This window comes from Caproicibacter fermentans (assembly GCF_014303955.1).
GTDB lineage: Bacteria > Bacillota > Clostridia > Oscillospirales > Acutalibacteraceae > Caproicibacter > Caproicibacter fermentans.
Window position 1 is genome coordinate 193,442 of the sequence record NZ_CP060286.1, and the last position, 17,232, is coordinate 210,673.

Consider the following 17,232-nt stretch of genomic DNA (forward strand, 5'->3'; position numbering starts at 1 on the left):
CAGAGTATGACAGAGCAGGAGATAGAAAGAATTGTATTTTCAACTTAAAGAAACATATACTATAGGCGACCTGTTGGATATTATGGAAATTCTTCGGTCCCCGGGGGGATGTCCGTGGGATCGTGAACAGACCCATCAAAGCATCCGGAACAATCTTCTGGAAGAAGCCTACGAAGCTGCGGAAGCGATCGACACGGATGATAAGGTACTTCTTCAGGAAGAATTGGGGGACGTGCTTCTTCAGGTTGTTTTTCATTCCAGAATGGAAGAGGAAAACGGCGGCTTCTCCTTTTCGGATGTTGTCGACGGAATTGTCAAGAAACTTATTCTCCGTCATCCCCACGTTTTCGGGAACGGAACCGCTCAAAACAGTGAAGAGGTTCTGTTAAACTGGGAGGCAATCAAGAAAGAAGAAAAAGGCCGCAGTACCGAGACGCAGGTGCTCAGGGGCGTTTCCAAGGCCCTTCCCGCACTGATGCGCGCTCAGAAGGTTTGCAGAAAGGCTGCGAAAGCGGAAGGCAAACCGCAAAGCCTTGCAAATGCGTTGGAGACCCTGCGGGATAACGCGAAGCAGGCGGCTCTTTCCGCTGAAACCGGACAAAAAGAGGAGCAAATGGAAAAACTGGGCCGGCTTCTGCTCTCCATAGCAGAGCTTTCGGGTATTCTGGAGTTGGAAGCCGAACAGGCTTTATCAGAAGCCTGCGACCGGTTTATCGAGAAGTTTGAAGAACGGGAAAACAATCCGCCGACAGGAATTGATTGAAATTCTCAGCGATTGCTGTTGAATAATAAAAAACGGAGGTCAATAATATGAATAAAACTGAATTAATCTCTGCTGTTGCTGAAAAGGCCGGGCTTTCGAAAAAGGATGCCGACAATGCCGTAAATGTAATGCTCAGCACCATTGTTGATACGGTAGCCAAAGACGAAAAGGTCCAGATCGTGGGCTTTGGAACATTTGAGCTTCGCAGCCGCAGCGAGCGCCAGGGCCGCGACCCCAGAACAAATTCTCCCATCACGATTCCCGCGTCAAGAGTCCCGGCGTTTAAGGCGGGCAAGGCATTTAAGGATTCAACCTCCATCTAAAATAAATTAGTATTTCATTCGGGACTGTAGCAGAAGGTTTCTGTTACAGCCCCGTTGATTTATCGGAAGGGGAACAATGAGACTCGACAAATATTTAAAAGTGTCAAGACTAATTAAACGCCGGACCATTGCGAACGAAGCGTGTGACGCTGGCCGCGTCCTTGTTAATTCGAAACCGGCGCGCGCTTCTTATGAAGTCAAGGTCGGCGATCTGATCGAAATCGGGTTGGGATCCCGCAGCATCAGGGCAAAGGTCCTCAGTATCAGCGAGACCGTCGGAAAGGGACAGGCATCCGACCTGTACCAAATTCTTTCGGAGGGCCCCGCGGAGCATTAGTATATGTCCAACCGCTTTCGCATACAAATGAAACAGTACGAAGCGGGAGGGATAACTTTGGCCGAACAGAAAACGGTGAAAACGCCGCACAGCCTGATCCTGGAAAATCGTCGGACACTGACCGCGACGGGCGTGTCCAATGTCGACAGCTTTGACGAACAGACGGTGGTGGCCTACACCGATTTGGGAGAACTGGTCATCCACGGGGTGAACCTTCATATTGATAAACTGAATATTGATTCCGGAGAGCTGACGCTTGACGGAGAAATCACATCCATGTCTTATACGGACAACCGGGCGACGACGGGCGGCTTTTTCACCCGTTTGTTCAAATAGGGGCGTGAGTCGCGTTGGTAACACCTCTTTCCTTTCAGATGTTCGGCTTTTCAGCGTCCGTTGCCGCCGGCTTTCTCCTTGGCGCGATTTATGACGTGCTGAGAATCTGGCGGGACTTTTTTCATTCCCAAAAGCGCGCGGTCTTTTTTCAGGATTTTTTCTACATGGTATTTTGCGCGTTCTTCTCATTTTTGCTGGCACTTCCTCTTGGCGGCGGCGCGGTACGAATCTATCTTCTGGCGGGGGAAGCCGTCGGCTGGTTTGTTTATTATTTTACCGTCGGACAGGTTACGGCATATCTCTTCCGCGCGATTTCCGGATTTTTGTACCGCTGTTTTTTTGATCCGGTGGGCAGACTGCTGAAACGTGTTTCCGGGTGGTTTGGCAAAAAAGTAAAGATTGCAGTAAATCTCTTGAAAAAAAAGGGACGGGATTGGAAAAAACGCTTGAAACAGAGGGCGGGAATAGTGTATAATCGTCGTAACGGGTTGCGTCGCAGCAGGCAAAAACGTAAGGTCGTGCAGAGAAATGAAGGTACTCGAAAATCAAAAACAAAAAAAAAGTTTTCTGCTTAGGCTGGCTGTCTTTATTTTCGGGGCATATATGCTTGTTGCCCTGGTGAATCAGCAGATCGAAATACAAGGGAAGCGGCAGGAACTTACGGCGGCAAAACAACAGATTCAGATTCAGGAAATTAAAAATGATGATCTGAAACAGGCTTTCAGTACCGGGGCGGACGATGAGCGCGATTATATGGAGCGCAAAGCGAGAGAAGAGCTTAATTACGCCAAGCCGGGCGAGCGTGTTTTTGTTAATATAGCCGGACATTAAACAGCTCTGTTTAAGGAGGAAAACACTTACATATGCAGCTTGAGGTAGGAACGGTTCTGGAAGGGAAAGTTACGGGCATCACGAAATTCGGCGCGTTTGTGGAACTTCCGGGGGGCAAAACCGGGATGGTTCATATTTCGGAGGTCGCACCCACCTTTGTTAAGGAGATCCGCGACTTTGTGTCGGAAAATCAGATGGTCAAAGTTAAAATCCTGAATATTACTCCTGAAGGGAAAATCAGCCTTTCCATGAAAAAAGCCGTGGAGCAAGTCCGTCCCGGCGGCGGCGCGGCGAGGCCATCCAGACCAGGCAGCTACGAATGGCAGCCAAGCAGAAAAAATGAGCCCTCCAGTTTTGAAGACATGCTGTCTAAATTCAAACAGACCAGCGACGAAAAAATGCTGGATTTGAAACGGTGCATGGAATCCAAACGTGGCGGATTTTCCAGGCACGGCGGGTCCAATCAGGCAAAATAAGAATACGGAATTCTGCGGAGTGTTCGCACTCCGCTTTTTTATTGGAGGCTGTTATGCTTATTTACAATGCGAAAATCCATACCATGGCGGGGGCGGCAATTCCAGAAGGCTCTGTGAGAGTGCGGGAGGGTAAAATCAAAACGGTATCTTCCGGAAAGCTGCCGCAGCTGCCTGATGAAACAGTCCTCGACCTGCATGGGGCGGGGCTGTATCCCGGCTTCATCGACGCCCATACGCACCTTGGCATGTGGGAAGACGGCCTTACCTTCGAGGGCGACGACGGAAACGAGGAGACCGATCCGGTTTCTCCGCAGCTGCGGGCCGTTGATGCGATTAATCCGATGGACCGCTGCTTTTCAGAAGCACTGGCCGCGGGAGTTACGACGGTGGTGACCGGCCCCGGCAGCGCAGACCCGATCGGCGGTCAGCTGGCGGCAGTCAAAACATTCGGCACGAGAATCGACGATATGATTGTAAAGGCGCCGCTTGCAATCAAAATGGCGCTGGGTGAAAACCCGAAAACCGTTTATCATGGGAAAAACGAAACCCCGTCCACACGCATGGCGACGGCGTCGCTGATTCGCTCGGAGCTGTTCAAGACCAGGCGGTATCTGGAAGACCTGGAACGGTCTGAAACGGACGAGGAAACCGATCCGCCGGATTTCGACATGAAATGCGAAGCGCTTCTGCCCGCCCTCCGTCGGGAGATTGAGGTTCATTTCCATGCGCACCGCGCCGACGATATCTATACGGCAATTCGAATCGGAAAAGAGTTCAACCTCAATTATGTGGTTGTTCACGGAACGGAAGGGTATTTGATCGCTGACGGTCTTCGCCAGGATCATGTGCGGGTTTTGTCCGGCCCGATTCTCTGCGATCGCAGCAAACCGGAGCTGAAAAATCTTACCCCGGCGTCTCCGGGCATGCTGGCAAAGAAAGGGATTCTAACCGCGATTATCACGGATCATCCGGTTACGCCGATCCAGTACCTTCCGCTCTGCGCCGCGCTGGCCGTCAGGGAGGGAATGGACCCATCGGAGGCGCTTTCGGCTATCACCGTGAATCCCGCGAGAATCTGCGGCATCGACAGCCGGGTCGGAACGATTGAAGAGGGCAAGGACGCCGACCTGACGGTGTTTGATACGGACCCGCTCCGCCTCGAATCTAAACCGCTTTGCGTGATTGCCGGTGGTCAAGTCGTTTTTGGGGGCGATGCTCTGTGCGCGAAATAGGGGTTCAAAGAATTTCGGAAGAAATTGCCCGGCTTTGTTTACAAGCTAACCGTGTTTTGCCGGAGGACCTGGAAAACTGCATCGCCTGCGCCGCAAAGGAGGAAACCTCCGGGACAGGAAAGCCGATTCTGGAGGATCTTTGCGCCAACCTGCAGGCTGCGCGTAAATTGAACCTGCCGATCTGCCAGGATACTGGAGCCGCCGTTGTCTTTGCGGAAATCGGCCAGGAGGTTCACCTGACCGGCGGCGCGTTTGAAGACGCGGTCAACGAGGGCGTTCGACGCGGTTATCTGGACGGCTTGCTGCGCTGCTCCATGGTTGCCGATCCGCTGCGGCGCGTCAATACAGGAGATAATACGCCGGCCATTCTGCATACGCGGATTGTTCCGGGTGACAAAATAAGGCTTTTGGTGGCGCCGAAGGGCTTCGGAAGCGAAAATATGAGCCGGATCCGGATGTTTACTCCGTCCGCATCAGAGGACGATCTTGTGAATTATGTTGCCGAAACCGCAAAGACCGCGGGGAGCAACCCCTGCCCGCCGATGGTGCTAGGGGTTGGCATCGGCGGCGATTTTGAACAATGCGCGCTGTTGGCGAAAAAAGCGCTCTGCCGTCCGGTTTCTCAGCCTAACCCGGACCCGTTTTACGCCGGCCTGGAGCAGAAAATGCTGGAAAGGGTCAACGGGCTTGGAATCGGGCCGCAGGGCTTCGGCGGAAAAACGACTGCGCTTGCGGTAGCGATTGAATGGTATCCGACTCATATTGCGGGTCTGCCTGTGGCCGTCAACGTCGGCTGCCATGTCACGCGGCACGGCAGCGTGACGATTTAAGCGTCTCCTATTCCTTTTTTCAACGGCGTATGTTATAGTATGAATGGTGGATGAATCCTCCAAAGTACGCTAAAGGAGATGTTGTCATGAAGATCACGATTACCGGCAGAAAAGTAAACCTGCGGGATCATTTCAAAGAGCTGGCTGTGAAGAAGCTCTCTCGCTTCGACCGCATTTTCGATGAGGATGCTGAGGCGAAGGTCGTCGTAACGGTGCTGAAAAATCGCCAGACGGTGGAGATTACAGTGCATTCCAAGGGAATGATTTACCGTGCGGAAGCGACTGCCGAAGAAATGAACGATGCTCTGGATGATGTAATCGGCGCGCTTTCCAGCCAAATTCGCAGAAATAAAACCCGTCTTGAAAAGAGAATCCATTTTTCAGCCCTTGATGAAGATTTTCAGGTTCCGGATGACCGTGAGGAATCTGAAGAATATAAAATTGTCCGCACCAAGCATTTTGGTGTAAAACCCATGAGCGTGGAAGAAGCCATCCTGCAGATGAATCTGCTGGAGCATCAGTTCTTTATGTTCCGCAACCAGGAAGACAATCAGATCAATGTTGTTTACAAACGCAGAGACGGCAATTACGGACTGCTTACGCCGGACGCGGAATAGCGCCGGGGAAAAAAAGAATACTATGAAAAAAGGGCTGCCGGGCGCGGCCCTTTCTTTCTGAGGAGAGATAATATCATGGAGGATTTTAAACTGGTATGCCCCTGCCTTCTCGGCGTGGAGGGCCTTGCCGCCGATGAAATCAGGCGGATGGGAGCGGAAAATGTGGAAGCGCAGAACGGCCGGGTGGTTTTTGCCGGTTCGGAGGAAATGCTTGCGCGGGCCAACCTTTGGGCCCGCTGCGGAGAGCGGATTCTGATTCTGATGGGCGAGTTTACCGCGCGGAGTTTTGAAGAACTGTTTCAGGGAGTTAAGGCCCTGCCATGGGAGCGCTGGATCGGAAGAAAGGACGCGTTTCCCGTGAAGGGCTCCAGCTTGTCCTCTCAGCTGGCAAGCGTGCCGGACTGCCAGTCGATCGTCAAAAAGGCGGTTGTGGAACGTCTCAAGCAAAAGTACGCTGTTTCGTGGTTTGAAGAAACCGGAACAAAATACCAGATCCGTTTTCTCATTCTGAAGGACAGGGTCAGCCTGATGATCGATACGTCCGGGGAAGGCCTGCATAAAAGGGGTTACCGCGCGAATTCCGCGGCGGCTCCGATCAAGGAAACGCTTGCCGCAGCCATGGTTTCCCTTTCCCGCGTCCGCAGGGACGCCCATCTGATCGATCCTTTCTGCGGTTCCGGAACCATTCTGATTGAAGGAGCAATGTATTCGCTGAACATTGCCCCGGGGCTCCGCCGCCGCTTTGCGGGAGAGGAATTTGCCGGCATTGACGGGAAAGTGTGGCAAACGGAACGAGAGCGTGCGCGCGAGCTGGAGCGGCATGACGTTTCGTTTGAGGCGCTTGGGTGCGACGTGGACCCGGCAGCGCTCTCGCTCACGCTGGAAAACGCGAAAAAAGCGGGGGTCGGCGACCGTATCCGTACGGAAAAGCGGGATATTTCGCAGTTTCGCGCGGAGGGCGAGTCCGGCTGCGTGATCTGCAATCCTCCTTACGGGGAGCGTCTGCTTGATTTGAAGCAGGCGCAGGAAATTTACCGCGCGATGGGACGGGTCTTTGAACGGAGGCGCTTCTGGAGTTATTCCATCATCAGCCCGGACGACACGTTCGAGGATTGCTTTGGTAGAAAGGCGGATAAGCGGAGGAAGCTTTATAACGGAATGATTCGCTGCCAGTATTACATGTATTTTAAGGCATGATGTCACCAAAAAGCACGGAAATGAGGGAGTCAGTTGTTTCAGGAAGACTGGGTCATGCGGCAGATTGAGAGTATCGTTAATTTTCTTACGGAAGCCGTACTGGACAAGAAAACACCGGATTTTGAAATATCGGAAACCGAAAGGAATGATACGGATCGGCTGCATGAACGGCTGCTGAACCTGATCCGCGGGAAGCGGATCAATGAGGCGGAAGATCTTTTGTTCGAAAGGCTCGACACGGGCGATCGGCGATATCTGGAACTTGCCGTGGATTTTTATGCCAGGCTGAACAAGCTGGACGGCGAAACGCTGCGCGACAGTGATTTTTCGCGGTCGGAAATTGAAGACGGCCTGAAGGATATCGCGAGCCGGTTTGGAATCCCTTTGGCTGATTTATTTCAGTCCATGCACGGGGAGGAGAACTGATGCGGTATGTTATGATTGTCAATCCTGCGGCAGGCAGGCGGAATGCCGCCGAAACAATTCTGCCGGGAATCCGGAAGGTTTTCATCGAACGCGGCTTGAATCCCGCCTGTTACCTGACCCGGCGGCCCGGAGAGGCGGCCGAACTGGCGGCAAGGGAGGCGGAAAAGGGCGGTCCGGTCAGAATTTTTGCTTTCGGCGGAGACGGGACCCTTGGGGAAGTTGCCGAGGGCGCCGCGGGAAAAAATAATGCGGAGATAGGAATTTTTCCCTGCGGATCCGGCAATGATTATATCAAACTTTTCGGCTCTATGCGGGATTTTCTTTCACCGGAACAGCAGCTCGCGGGTGATTCGCGCCCCGTTGATCTGATCCGTACGGAACTTGGAATTTCAATCAATGTTTGCTCCGTGGGGCTGGACGCGATGGTTGCGCTGAATACGGAGCGCCTGAAGCGGGTTCCGCTCGTCAGCGGCTCCGCGGCGTATGATTTGGGGCTGATTCAGGCGCTCTTTGGGCAGATCGGGAGCAACCTCCGCATTCGGATTGACGATTCCGAAGAGTTTCAGGGGTGCTTTTTGTTCGCGCTCGCCGCCAGCGGCAGATATTACGGCGGCGGCTACTGCGGGGCTCCGCAGGCGATCCCCGACGACGGTCTGCTCGATTTTGTCATGATCCGAAAGCCTCCCTTTTACAAGATACCCATGCTGGTCGGCATGTATAAAGCTGGACGCCATATCGGCGCGAAAGAATTTGAAGAATTCCTGCTGTTTCGCCGCGGGATGAAGATGGAAGTTTTTTCCAAAAAGCCGGCTGCCTCCAATCGTGATGGGGAAGTCGCGCTGGTTGAAGCCGCAAGCTACCGGGTCCTTCCCCATGCAGTGCGCTTTATTATTCCCCAAAAAGATATGATGGAAGGAATTTGTAAATAAATTATTAAATCCTGCTTTTTCTTAAAAAACCTCTTGATTTTTATCAGGGAAGCAGATAAAATAATCTTAGCACTCAAGATGAATGAGTGCTAACAGAAAATAAACATTAAGGAGGATATATTATGACTGTAAAACCTTTACTGGACAGAGTGCTGATCAAAATGGAAGAGGCGGAGGAAACCACCAAGAGCGGTATCATTCTTGCCGGTTCCGCAAAAGAGAAGCCGCAGATCGCCGATGTTGTTGAAGTTGGCCCGGGCGGACTTGTTGACGGAAAAGAAGTCACCATGTATGTGAAAAAGGGCGACCGTGTCATCACAAGCAAATATTCCGGCACGGAAGTGAAGCTTGACGGCGTGGATTACACTCTGGTTCGCCAGAGCGATATTCTTGCAGTTGTGGAATAAGGACAGCTTTCATAATATTAAAATATTGGAGGAATCAGATCTATGGCAAAACAGATTATTTACGGCGAGGAAGCCAGAAAAGCACTGTTAAACGGCGTAAATCAGCTTGCCGATACGGTTAAGATCACTCTTGGGCCCAAGGGCCGCAATGTTGTTCTTGATAAAAAATTCGGCGCTCCGCTGATCACAAACGACGGCGTAACAATCGCGAAGGAAATTGAGCTGGACGACGCGTTTGAGAATATGGGTGCTCAGCTCGTTAAGGAAGTTTCCACCAAGACGAACGATGTCGCAGGCGACGGCACCACGACCGCAACTCTGCTGGCGCAGGCACTGATCCGCGAGGGTATGAAGAATGTTACCGCGGGCGCAAATCCGATGGCGGTTCGCAACGGCATTCAGGATGCCGTCGATGTTGCCGTTGAGGCGCTGAAAAAGAATTCCAAAAAGGTCTCCGGCCCCGACGACATTGCACGTGTTGCTGCAATTTCCGCATCGAGTGAGTTTATCGGCAAACTGATTTCCGAAGCGATGGCGAAAGTTACATCCGACGGAGTGATTACCGTTGAGGAGTCTAAAACGGCCGAAACCTATTCGGAAGTTGTGGAAGGCATGATGTTCGACCGCGGTTATGTCACTCCTTATATGGTAACCGACACCGAAAAAATGGAAGCGATCATTGACGACGCTTACATTCTGATTACAGACAAGAAAGTTTCCAATATTCAGGAAATTCTTCCGCTCCTCGAAAAGATTGTCCAGTCCGGCAAGAAGCTGGTGATCATCGCGGAAGATATCGAAGGCGAGGCACTTTCCACCCTGATCCTCAACAAACTGCGCGGCACCTTTACCTGCGTCGGCGTCAAGGCTCCGGGCTTCGGCGACAGAAGAAAAGAAATGCTGCAGGATATTGCCATTCTGACGGGCGGCCAGGTGATCTCCTCCGAACTGGGTCTTGAACTCAAGGACGCCACAATGGAACAGCTCGGCCGCGCACGCCAGGTGAAAGTGGACAAGGAAAACACGATTATTGTCGACGGTGCGGGCGAAAAGAAACAGATTTCCGACCGCGTCGGCCAGATCCGTGCTCAGATCGAAAAGACGACCTCCGATTATGACCGTGAAAAACTGCAGGAGCGTCTTGCGAAGCTGTCCGGCGGTGTAGCGGTCATTAAAGTCGGCGCCGCGACCGAAATCGAAATGAAAGAGAAGAAGATGCGCGTGGAAGACGCCCTTGCCGCAACCAAGGCTGCGGTGGAAGAGGGAATTGTCGCGGGCGGCGGCATTGCTCTTCTGAATACGATCTCCGAGGTCCAGACCTTTGTCGACAAGTCCGATGGCGATGAAAAGACAGGCGCCAAGATTGTTCTCCGCGCTCTGGAAGAGCCGTTGCGCCAAATTGCCGAAAACGCAGGTCTGGAAGGCTCCGTCATCATCAATAAAATCCAGAGTTCCGGAAAATCCGGTTACGGTTACAACTTTGAAAACGATCAGTACGGCGATATGATTACGTTCGGCGTTGTGGATCCGACCAAGGTGACACGTTCCGCTTTGCAGAACGCTGCATCCGTCGCGGCGATGGTTCTGACAACCGAATCGCTTGTTGCGGATAAGAAAGAACCGACGCCTCCCGCTGCTCCGTCTCCCGATGCGGGCATGGGCGGCATGTATTAATCCTAAATCAGTTTAAGAACAGGAACGGACGCGATATCGCGTCCGTTCTTCTGTGAAAAGGGCGGGAACGCTGAAAACGTTCCCGCCCTTTTCATGTTTATGTGGCTGAGCTTATGCGTGCCTGCGGAACCAGTCCATGATCGGCTCGCTCATGTGCTTGACGCAGCCTTGATCCATCGGGTACTCCAGCCCCGCGGCTTTGACAAGCTCCTCATAGGTTTTGCTTCCGCCTGCTTTGACGAATGTAAGGTAGCGTGAAAACGACTCATCCCAGTCTTTTTCAGAAGCGATCCAGAATTCCAGAGCCGCCGTCTGTGCCAGACAATAATCAATATAGTACAGGGGGAAAGAGTAAATGTGGTGCTGGCGCTGATATCCGCCGCCGTCTTCAAAGAAAGGAAGATGATCGAAATTTATCCAGGGACGGTATTTTGCTTCCAGCTCTTTCCATACATGTTTCCGCTCGTCCGGCGAAAGGTTTGGCTTTTCATACATCGTGGTTTGAAACTCGTCCACAAGGCACCCGTATGGAATAAAGTTGATTGCCTCTTCCAACTGATACAGATAAAACTTGTCGGTTTGCTCTTCGAAAAACAGCGGATCCCATTTGCGCGAGAATAGCTCCATCGACATGGAATGCGTTTCGGCGGCATCCATGGTCGGCGTCCGAAGTTCCAGGATGGGCATGCTTTGAGATAAATAGCTTGCAAAAGCGTGACCTGCTTCGTGAGTCAGAACTTCAACGTCTCCTGCCGTTCCGTTGAAATTGGAGAAAATGAACGGTGACCGGTAATCCGGAATTTCCGTGCAGTAGCCTCCGCCGGCTTTCCCTTTTTTGCTGTCCAGATCGAACAGCTCATTTTTTACCATGAAATCGAAAAATTCTCCGGTCAGCGGATTCATTTGCCGATACATTTTCTGCGCTTGATTTACCAGGGCCTGACGATCGCCTTTCGGGTTGGGGTTGCCGTCCGGAAACAGGGATTTATCGTCATAGAATTTCAGGTCGGGCAATCCAAGGCGTTTCGCCTGGCTCTTTTTGATTTCAGTAATCACAGGAACAAGGTCTTTTGCAACCTGATCCCGGAATTGCTTTACCTCATCCGGGCCGTAGCAGTTACGGCCCAGACGGTCGTATCCCAGTTGGACGTAGTTGTTGTAGCCCAGAATTTTTGCCTGGCTGGTCCGGTTCTGAACGAGTTCATCATAGATTTCATCCAGCCGTTTCGAATTCTCGATAAAAAAGCCGGCGGTTTTTTCCCATGCCGCTTTTCTGGTCGGTCTGTCGGAAGATATCTGATACTTTTGAATTTCTGAAAGGTTCAGCGTTTCTCCGCTAAACTCGATCTTTGCTGAGGCAAGCAGCTTTTCATACTCCGTAACCAGAGCGTTTTCTTTTTTCTTCAGATCGATAACCGCAGGCGAAAAAGACCGCATGGATATTTCCAGGTTTTTAAAAAACAGCTTTCCTGTTTTTTGCTCCAATTCCGGGCGGAATTTAGAGGCGACGATCACTTTGTAAAAATTCTGAACGGATTCTTCGAACACAGGATTGTTGGAATCGAAAAACGCTATTTCTTTTTCATAGAAAGGATCCACCGTGTTAATGCTGTTGCGAATATAGGCAATCGTTCCCATCGACTGAAAATTGCTCATCAGTTTTTCGTGTTGCAGGATCAGATCGTATTGTTCGGATGCAGTGGAACAGTCGGGGAATTGCCTGGTAATTTCGATGTATTGCCGCTTGATCGCGTCAAGTTCGGGACGCTCATACTTCATATCGGAGAATTTCATGATATTAGCTCCTTTATTTGATTTCGGACGAATCGGATTCCGATAGTTCTATTATAGTACAACGGTTTTTAAAAGGAAAGAGATGGAATTACAAATCGACAAAAAAGCATGATCATTAAATGCGGGCATATAATGGAAATAAAGGCTGGGTTCAGACTTTTGAACGAAAAACGGAGGGGGAAATCGGTATGAACGAATTTTTTGCATGGTCAACTCTGGTTACTTTTACCGGCTGTTCCGCGGCTACGGGGATCATCACGCAGTTCCTGAAAAATTCATTTCAGAAACTGCCTACGCAATGGTTAAGCTATTTTATTGCCGTCGTTATTCTTTATGCGGCTACATACTTTACAGGCGCGCTGACGCTGTCTGCGGCCGCGGCGATTCCGCTTAACGCAATTCTTGTCGCGCTTTCGTCAAACGGAGCGTACAGCGCCGTCCTGAGAGTGAAGACCGGTAAGCCGGTTGATAAAGCTTGAATCTATTGCTGTAATTCGCCCGCAGAAGATTGGGCGAAGTCGACAGGCTGACAGCACTTTGCTTGCAAGGTGCTGCTTTTTTGTTGCCGAAACCACCGGCGGTGCCGGTGAGACCAGTTCTGTTTTAAAGTAAGTGCAGACAATTCCCAAAGAGTATGCTTCCTCATTTGCATTTCAATTCTGTGGCTGCGCGGCTCTTGATCCTCGGCCTGCACCACCGATTTTCGGTGGCCCTCGCTTAAAGCGGATTTGGTAATTTAATCAAAAGATAAATAAATAAGGACCGGCTTTTTACAAAGAACTGGTATTGTATCAGTGTTCGTGCTGATGAAATCAAGGAGGCTCTCAATGGATAAAATTGAACTTCGCAATATTACCAAGGCGTATGCGAAAAATCCCCCTGTAATAGAAAACTTGAACCTGAAAATTTCCGAGGGCAGCTTCACGGTCCTTCTGGGGCCTTCCGGCTGCGGAAAATCCACAATTCTGAGAATGATTGCCGGACTGGAAAAGGAAACGGCCGGCGAGCTGCTGATTGACGGAAAAAATGTCAGCGGCGTTGAACCCGGAGACAGGCATGTTGCCATGGTATTTCAAAACTATGCTCTGTACCCGACCATGAACGTGAAGGAGAACATTGAGTTTGGTTTAAAAAATTTGAGAATACCAAAGGCGGAGCGGGAAAAACGCATTCAGGAAATTGCAAAGATGGTCGGGCTGGGGGAATACCTGTCCAGAAAACCTCAGCAGCTGTCCGGCGGGCAGCGCCAGCGGGTGGCGCTTGCAAGGGCGATCGTAAAAAAGCCCGCCGTGTTTCTGATGGATGAACCGCTTTCCAACCTCGACGCCAAATTGCGGAATCAGATTCGTACGGATTTGATTGAGCTTTACCGGAAACTGAACGCTACCTTTGTGTATGTGACGCACGACCAGGTGGAGGCCATGTCGATGGGAACGGATATTGTCCTTCTGGAAAAGGGGGAGATTCGGCAGATCGGCAGTCCGCCGGAAATTTACGGAAAACCGGAAAACGTCTTCACGGCAAGATTTATCGGCTCGCCATCAATGAATATTCTGAGCGCCGAGGAACTGAAAAGAGCGGATCTCCCGGTTCCTCCGAAAGCCAAATATGTAGGCTTTCGCCCGGAAAAAGCTTCCATCGGCGGGCGGGAAAAAGCACCCCGTGAAAACGAGGTTGCTTTGCAGGGGACAATCCTTGCACGGGAAATGCTAGGGGATCAAATCCTTTACAAAGTGCAGTCGCCGTTCGGCGTGTTCCATGTTAAGAGTTTTGACCTGCAAATGCTGGAATATGGAACAAATTCGGTTTTGATTAAAAACAGCGATCTGTTTTATTTTGATGAAGAAGAGAACAGAATGGTCTGTTAAGCGGAAGGATGGCGAACATTCATGGAGACAAATTATGCGCTGAACGGAAGAGTGAGAACAAGTGCGGCGGTGTCGAAGAAGTCCGGCGCCGGAAAGGCCGGGGCGAAATTGCTTCCCTATGCGATGGTTGCCCCGTCCATAGCGGTATTTTGCGTATTTATTCTGTATCCGATCGGCTATATGATTTACCTCAGCTTTTTTCACTGGAACCTGATCGGGCCTAAAACGTTTATCGGTCTTGAAAATTATCTTGACCTGTTACACGACGCGGATTTCTGGCAGGTGATGGGGAATTCCTTTCTCTATATGTTTTTGATGGTCTCTTTCTCGCTGATGATTCCTCTTCTGCTGGCATTTACTCTCAAGCAGGACACAAGGCTGAACAAATTTCTGCAGGGTGTGCTCTTTACCCCTTACATCGTATCTCTCGTCTCTATTTCTTATGTGTGGATGTGGATGATGGATTCGGATTACGGCCTGATCAACTATCTTCTGCATTTGTTTGGAATGTCCCCGGTGGGCTGGCTGAGCGACCCAAGCGTCGCCTTGCCGTCTCTGATCTTTGTTTCGGTGTGGAAAGGAATCGGCTACAACACGATCATATTTATTTCCTCAATGGAAACAATTCCTCAGTATCTTTATGAAGCCGCAAACCTTGACCACGCGAAGAAACACACGGTCTTTTTCAGGATCACGCTTCCGATGATTTCACCGACGATTTTCTTTCTTACCCTGATGAATATTATTTCCGCGTTCAAAGTGTTTGAGACCGTGAATCTGATGACGCAGGGCGGCCCTATGAATTCGACAAATACGTTGGTCTACGACATTTATCAATACGGGTTTCAGTTTTATAAAATCGGTTACGCTTCCGCAATGGGCGTTGTGCTGATGGGAATCATCGGAATCTGCACCGTGCTTTATTTTCGCGCGCTCAGCCGGCGCATTCATTATCGATAATAAATGAGGAGGCAGAGATGAAAAGAAACGTTTTACGCCGTGCAGGCCGGGGCCTTGCCGGTCTGATTCTCGTTTTGATCTTTTTCGCGCCGTTTTACTGGATGGTGTTAACTTCCCTGAAAACGCTCGGCCAGACCTTGAAAATGCCGCCGGATTTTTGGGTGTCCGACCCGCAGTGGCGGAATTTTTCGGAGGTGATGAGAAGAATCCCCTTTTTTTCCATGCTGAAAAACAGCATCATCGTAACAATCGGAATTTTGGTTTGCCAGTGCCTCACGGTAATCCCAGCAGCGTATGCTTTCGCCCGGTTTCAGTTCAGAGGAAGCTCTTTTCTGTTCGGGCTGACTTTGACAACCATGATGATTCCGGCTCAGATGATTTTTCTGCCGCTTTTCCTGATGTTCAGCAAAATGCAGATGATCAACACCTATGCCAGCTTAATCCTTCCTTCGGCCAGCAGCGCATTTGCCATTTTTATGATGCGACAGACCTTCAAGCAGGTTCCGGATGAAATTGTGGAGGCGGCGCGGCTGGACCACGCGGGCGAGTTTAAAATCATGTGCAGAGTCATGCTGCCCATTGCCAGACCTACGGTGGTAACTTTGGCGCTGATTACTTTTATCGCCACCTGGAACGATTATTTCTGGCCGCTGGTGCTCACGACCAAAGACACGGTGAGGACCCTTCCGGTTGGAATTACCGCTCTTCATCTGGATGAGGGAGGCATCGACTACAATGTTTTGATGGCGGGAAACGTTCTGCTTGTAATTCCGGTGATGATCGCTTTCTTTTTTGCCCAGAAACAAATCATTAAGGCGTTTACCTATATCGGCGATAAGTAAATAGCCGCTGCCGCCGATCGGCGTTTTGACGGCGTTTTTATAGAAAATGTACTTAAAATTCAGGAGGAAAACAATGAGGAAAATTATCTCGGCTTTACTTTGCGCGGCCATGATGGTGTCCGCAGCAGCCTGCTCTTCCGGCACCGCGGATACCGTTGGCAGCTCCGGTCAGGGTTCAGAGGATCCGTCGGGTGCAAGCCCGACTAAAATCACTTTCTGGTATGCCTGGACCGACAAAATCCAGGAAAACAATGTGAATTTGGCCAAGCAGTTTAACGAGACGGTTGGTAAGGAAAAAGGAATCGAAGTGGACGCACAATATCAGGGAAGTTATGACGACGTTCACCAAAAGCTTCAGGCAGCGTATGTGTCAGGTTCCACACCGGCCGTTTCCGTGATGGAAATTTCCTCCATCAAAAGATTTGCTCAGAACGGCGTGATTGAACCGTTAAGTCCCTACATACAGCAGGACGGGGTCGATATGAATGATTTTTATCAGGGACTTTTGCAAAACTGCAAGGTGGGTGACGCTTGGTACGGTTTGCCCTATCTGAGAAGCACTCCGATCCTTTATATGAATACCACTCTGCTGGAAAAAGCGGGGCTTGATCCCAGCGGTCCGAAAACCTGGGAGGAATTGGCCGATTACTGCAAAACGATCAAGGAAAAGACCGGGGCTTACGGCCTGTCGATGTATTCCTATATCTGGACGCTGGAAGCGTTTTTTCTGGAAAACGGCACCTCTGTTTTAAACAAGGACGAGTCGGCGACAAATCTTAATACGGATCAGGGAAAATACGTGCTGAAGTATTTCAGAGACCTGATTGATAAAGGAGATGTCCGCTGCGTGGCGGGCGCGGATTCCAGCAAGGTGGATGCGGATTACATGAATCAGAAGTGCGCGATGTGGTTCGCTTCCACGGCAAATCTCAGTAAAGCTCTCAGTGTCGCGAAGCAGAATCATTTTGAGGTGAACACCTGCTATATTCCCAAAAATGTTCAGTACGGCGTCCCCACGGGCGGATGCAATCTGGTCATGACGACGAAAATCTCTGAAAAAGAAAAGAAAGCTGCCTGGGAATTTATCAAATGGATGACGGACACGGAGCAGTCTGCCTATGCAAGTAAATACACCGGATATGTTACAAGCCGCAAAAGCGCGACCAAAACTTCCACCATTCAAGATCTTTACAAGACGACTCCGCAGTTTAAGGTCGCTCTGGATCAGTTAAACGATTGCAGCGTGGGACGCCCGATGAATCCCGGATATACGGAGGCCAGCAAGGAATTGGTCAACGTGATGGACGCGGTCTGGGTCAACGGGGCGGACATCGATTCCACAGTGGCAAAAGAGGAAACAAAGATCAATCAATGCCTGAAATAGGGTGAT

General features: G+C 50.6%; 21 protein-coding genes. 20 read left to right on the forward strand and 1 reads right to left on the reverse strand.

From position 1 onward, the window contains the following. The first annotated feature begins 31 nt into the window (after positions 1–31). From mazG to groL, 15 genes are all read left to right on the forward strand, one after another. On the forward strand, positions 32–763 hold the full coding sequence (gene mazG / locus HCR03_RS00965; protein WP_187036259.1) for a nucleoside triphosphate pyrophosphohydrolase: 732 nt from the start codon (positions 32–34) through the stop codon (positions 761–763). 47 nt (positions 764–810) lie between these two features. Further along, positions 811–1,086 (forward strand): HU family DNA-binding protein, encoded by a 276-nt coding sequence (locus tag HCR03_RS00970; RefSeq protein WP_066642400.1) that lies wholly within the window; start codon positions 811–813, stop codon positions 1,084–1,086. Positions 1,087–1,162: 76 nt separating this feature from the next. Beyond that, the gene (locus HCR03_RS00975; protein WP_066642398.1) at positions 1,163–1,423 is read left to right on the forward strand and encodes an RNA-binding S4 domain-containing protein; all 261 of its coding nucleotides are present in this window, start codon (positions 1,163–1,165) and stop codon (positions 1,421–1,423) included. Positions 1,424–1,480: 57 nt separating this feature from the next. Beyond that, positions 1,481–1,759: a sporulation protein YabP gene (gene yabP / locus HCR03_RS00980; RefSeq protein ID WP_066642396.1), complete on the forward strand. Its 279-nt coding sequence runs from the start codon at positions 1,481–1,483 to the stop codon at positions 1,757–1,759. A 14-nt stretch (positions 1,760–1,773) separates the two neighbouring features. Continuing rightward, positions 1,774–2,334: a spore cortex biosynthesis protein YabQ gene (yabQ, locus tag HCR03_RS00985; protein WP_066642394.1), complete on the forward strand. Its 561-nt coding sequence runs from the start codon at positions 1,774–1,776 to the stop codon at positions 2,332–2,334. Positions 2,335–2,362: 28 nt separating this feature from the next. Beyond that, positions 2,363–2,590: an FtsB family cell division protein gene (locus HCR03_RS00990; protein ID WP_233452715.1), complete on the forward strand. Its 228-nt coding sequence runs from the start codon at positions 2,363–2,365 to the stop codon at positions 2,588–2,590. Between the two features lie 32 nt (positions 2,591–2,622). Further along, a complete protein-coding gene (locus HCR03_RS00995) occupies positions 2,623–3,066 on the forward strand; it encodes a S1 RNA-binding domain-containing protein (protein ID WP_066642390.1) in 444 nt (147 codons plus the stop codon). A gap of 53 nt (positions 3,067–3,119) precedes the next feature. After that, positions 3,120–4,298: an amidohydrolase gene (locus HCR03_RS01000; protein WP_187036261.1), complete on the forward strand. Its 1,179-nt coding sequence runs from the start codon at positions 3,120–3,122 to the stop codon at positions 4,296–4,298. Further along, on the forward strand, positions 4,286–5,128 hold the full coding sequence (locus tag HCR03_RS01005; RefSeq protein ID WP_187036263.1) for a fumarate hydratase: 843 nt from the start codon (positions 4,286–4,288) through the stop codon (positions 5,126–5,128). The genes HCR03_RS01000 and HCR03_RS01005 overlap by 13 nt, the downstream gene beginning before the upstream one ends. An 86-nt stretch (positions 5,129–5,214) precedes the next feature. Further along, the gene (hpf, locus tag HCR03_RS01010) at positions 5,215–5,745 is read left to right on the forward strand and encodes a ribosome hibernation-promoting factor, HPF/YfiA family (RefSeq protein ID WP_187036265.1); all 531 of its coding nucleotides are present in this window, start codon (positions 5,215–5,217) and stop codon (positions 5,743–5,745) included. Positions 5,746–5,820: 75 nt separating this feature from the next. Next, on the forward strand, positions 5,821–6,942 hold the full coding sequence (locus HCR03_RS01015; RefSeq protein ID WP_187036267.1) for a THUMP domain-containing class I SAM-dependent RNA methyltransferase: 1,122 nt from the start codon (positions 5,821–5,823) through the stop codon (positions 6,940–6,942). A gap of 54 nt (positions 6,943–6,996) precedes the next feature. Further along, positions 6,997–7,368, forward strand: coding sequence for a DUF6483 family protein (locus HCR03_RS01020; protein ID WP_156990004.1), 372 nt, complete (start codon positions 6,997–6,999; stop codon positions 7,366–7,368). Continuing rightward, entirely contained in the window at positions 7,368–8,297 is a 930-nt protein-coding gene (locus HCR03_RS01025) for a diacylglycerol/lipid kinase family protein (protein WP_066642379.1), read from the forward strand. Before HCR03_RS01020 ends, HCR03_RS01025 begins: the two co-directional genes overlap by 1 nt. A 122-nt stretch (positions 8,298–8,419) precedes the next feature. Beyond that, positions 8,420–8,704, forward strand: a complete 285-nt coding sequence (locus HCR03_RS01030; RefSeq protein WP_066642377.1) for a co-chaperone GroES — start codon at positions 8,420–8,422, stop codon at positions 8,702–8,704. A gap of 42 nt (positions 8,705–8,746) precedes the next feature. After that, positions 8,747–10,378, forward strand: a complete 1,632-nt coding sequence (groL, locus tag HCR03_RS01035) for a chaperonin GroEL (RefSeq protein ID WP_066642375.1) — start codon at positions 8,747–8,749, stop codon at positions 10,376–10,378. Between the two features lie 111 nt (positions 10,379–10,489). Here groL and HCR03_RS01040 read toward each other — a convergent pair whose 3' ends face one another. Continuing rightward, complete coding sequence (locus HCR03_RS01040; RefSeq protein WP_187036269.1) at positions 10,490–12,172, reverse strand: M3 family oligoendopeptidase; 1,683 nt, start codon at positions 12,170–12,172, stop codon at positions 10,490–10,492. A 188-nt stretch (positions 12,173–12,360) separates the two neighbouring features. Between HCR03_RS01040 and HCR03_RS01045 the strand changes: the two genes are divergently transcribed. From HCR03_RS01045 to HCR03_RS01065, 5 genes are all read left to right on the forward strand, one after another. After that, the gene (locus tag HCR03_RS01045) at positions 12,361–12,651 is read left to right on the forward strand and encodes a hypothetical protein (protein ID WP_139103991.1); all 291 of its coding nucleotides are present in this window, start codon (positions 12,361–12,363) and stop codon (positions 12,649–12,651) included. Positions 12,652–12,999: 348 nt separating this feature from the next. Continuing rightward, on the forward strand, positions 13,000–14,040 hold the full coding sequence (locus HCR03_RS01050; protein ID WP_066642364.1) for an ABC transporter ATP-binding protein: 1,041 nt from the start codon (positions 13,000–13,002) through the stop codon (positions 14,038–14,040). 21 nt (positions 14,041–14,061) lie between these two features. Further along, positions 14,062–15,000 carry a carbohydrate ABC transporter permease gene (locus HCR03_RS01055; protein ID WP_083209907.1) on the forward strand — a complete coding sequence of 313 codons (939 nt, stop codon included), beginning with the start codon at positions 14,062–14,064 and terminating at the stop codon, positions 14,998–15,000. A gap of 17 nt (positions 15,001–15,017) precedes the next feature. Further along, positions 15,018–15,842: a carbohydrate ABC transporter permease gene (locus tag HCR03_RS01060; RefSeq protein ID WP_156990000.1), complete on the forward strand. Its 825-nt coding sequence runs from the start codon at positions 15,018–15,020 to the stop codon at positions 15,840–15,842. Positions 15,843–15,915: 73 nt separating this feature from the next. Further along, positions 15,916–17,226 (forward strand): ABC transporter substrate-binding protein, encoded by a 1,311-nt coding sequence (locus tag HCR03_RS01065; RefSeq protein WP_187036270.1) that lies wholly within the window; start codon positions 15,916–15,918, stop codon positions 17,224–17,226. Positions 17,227–17,232: the final 6 nt, after the last annotated feature.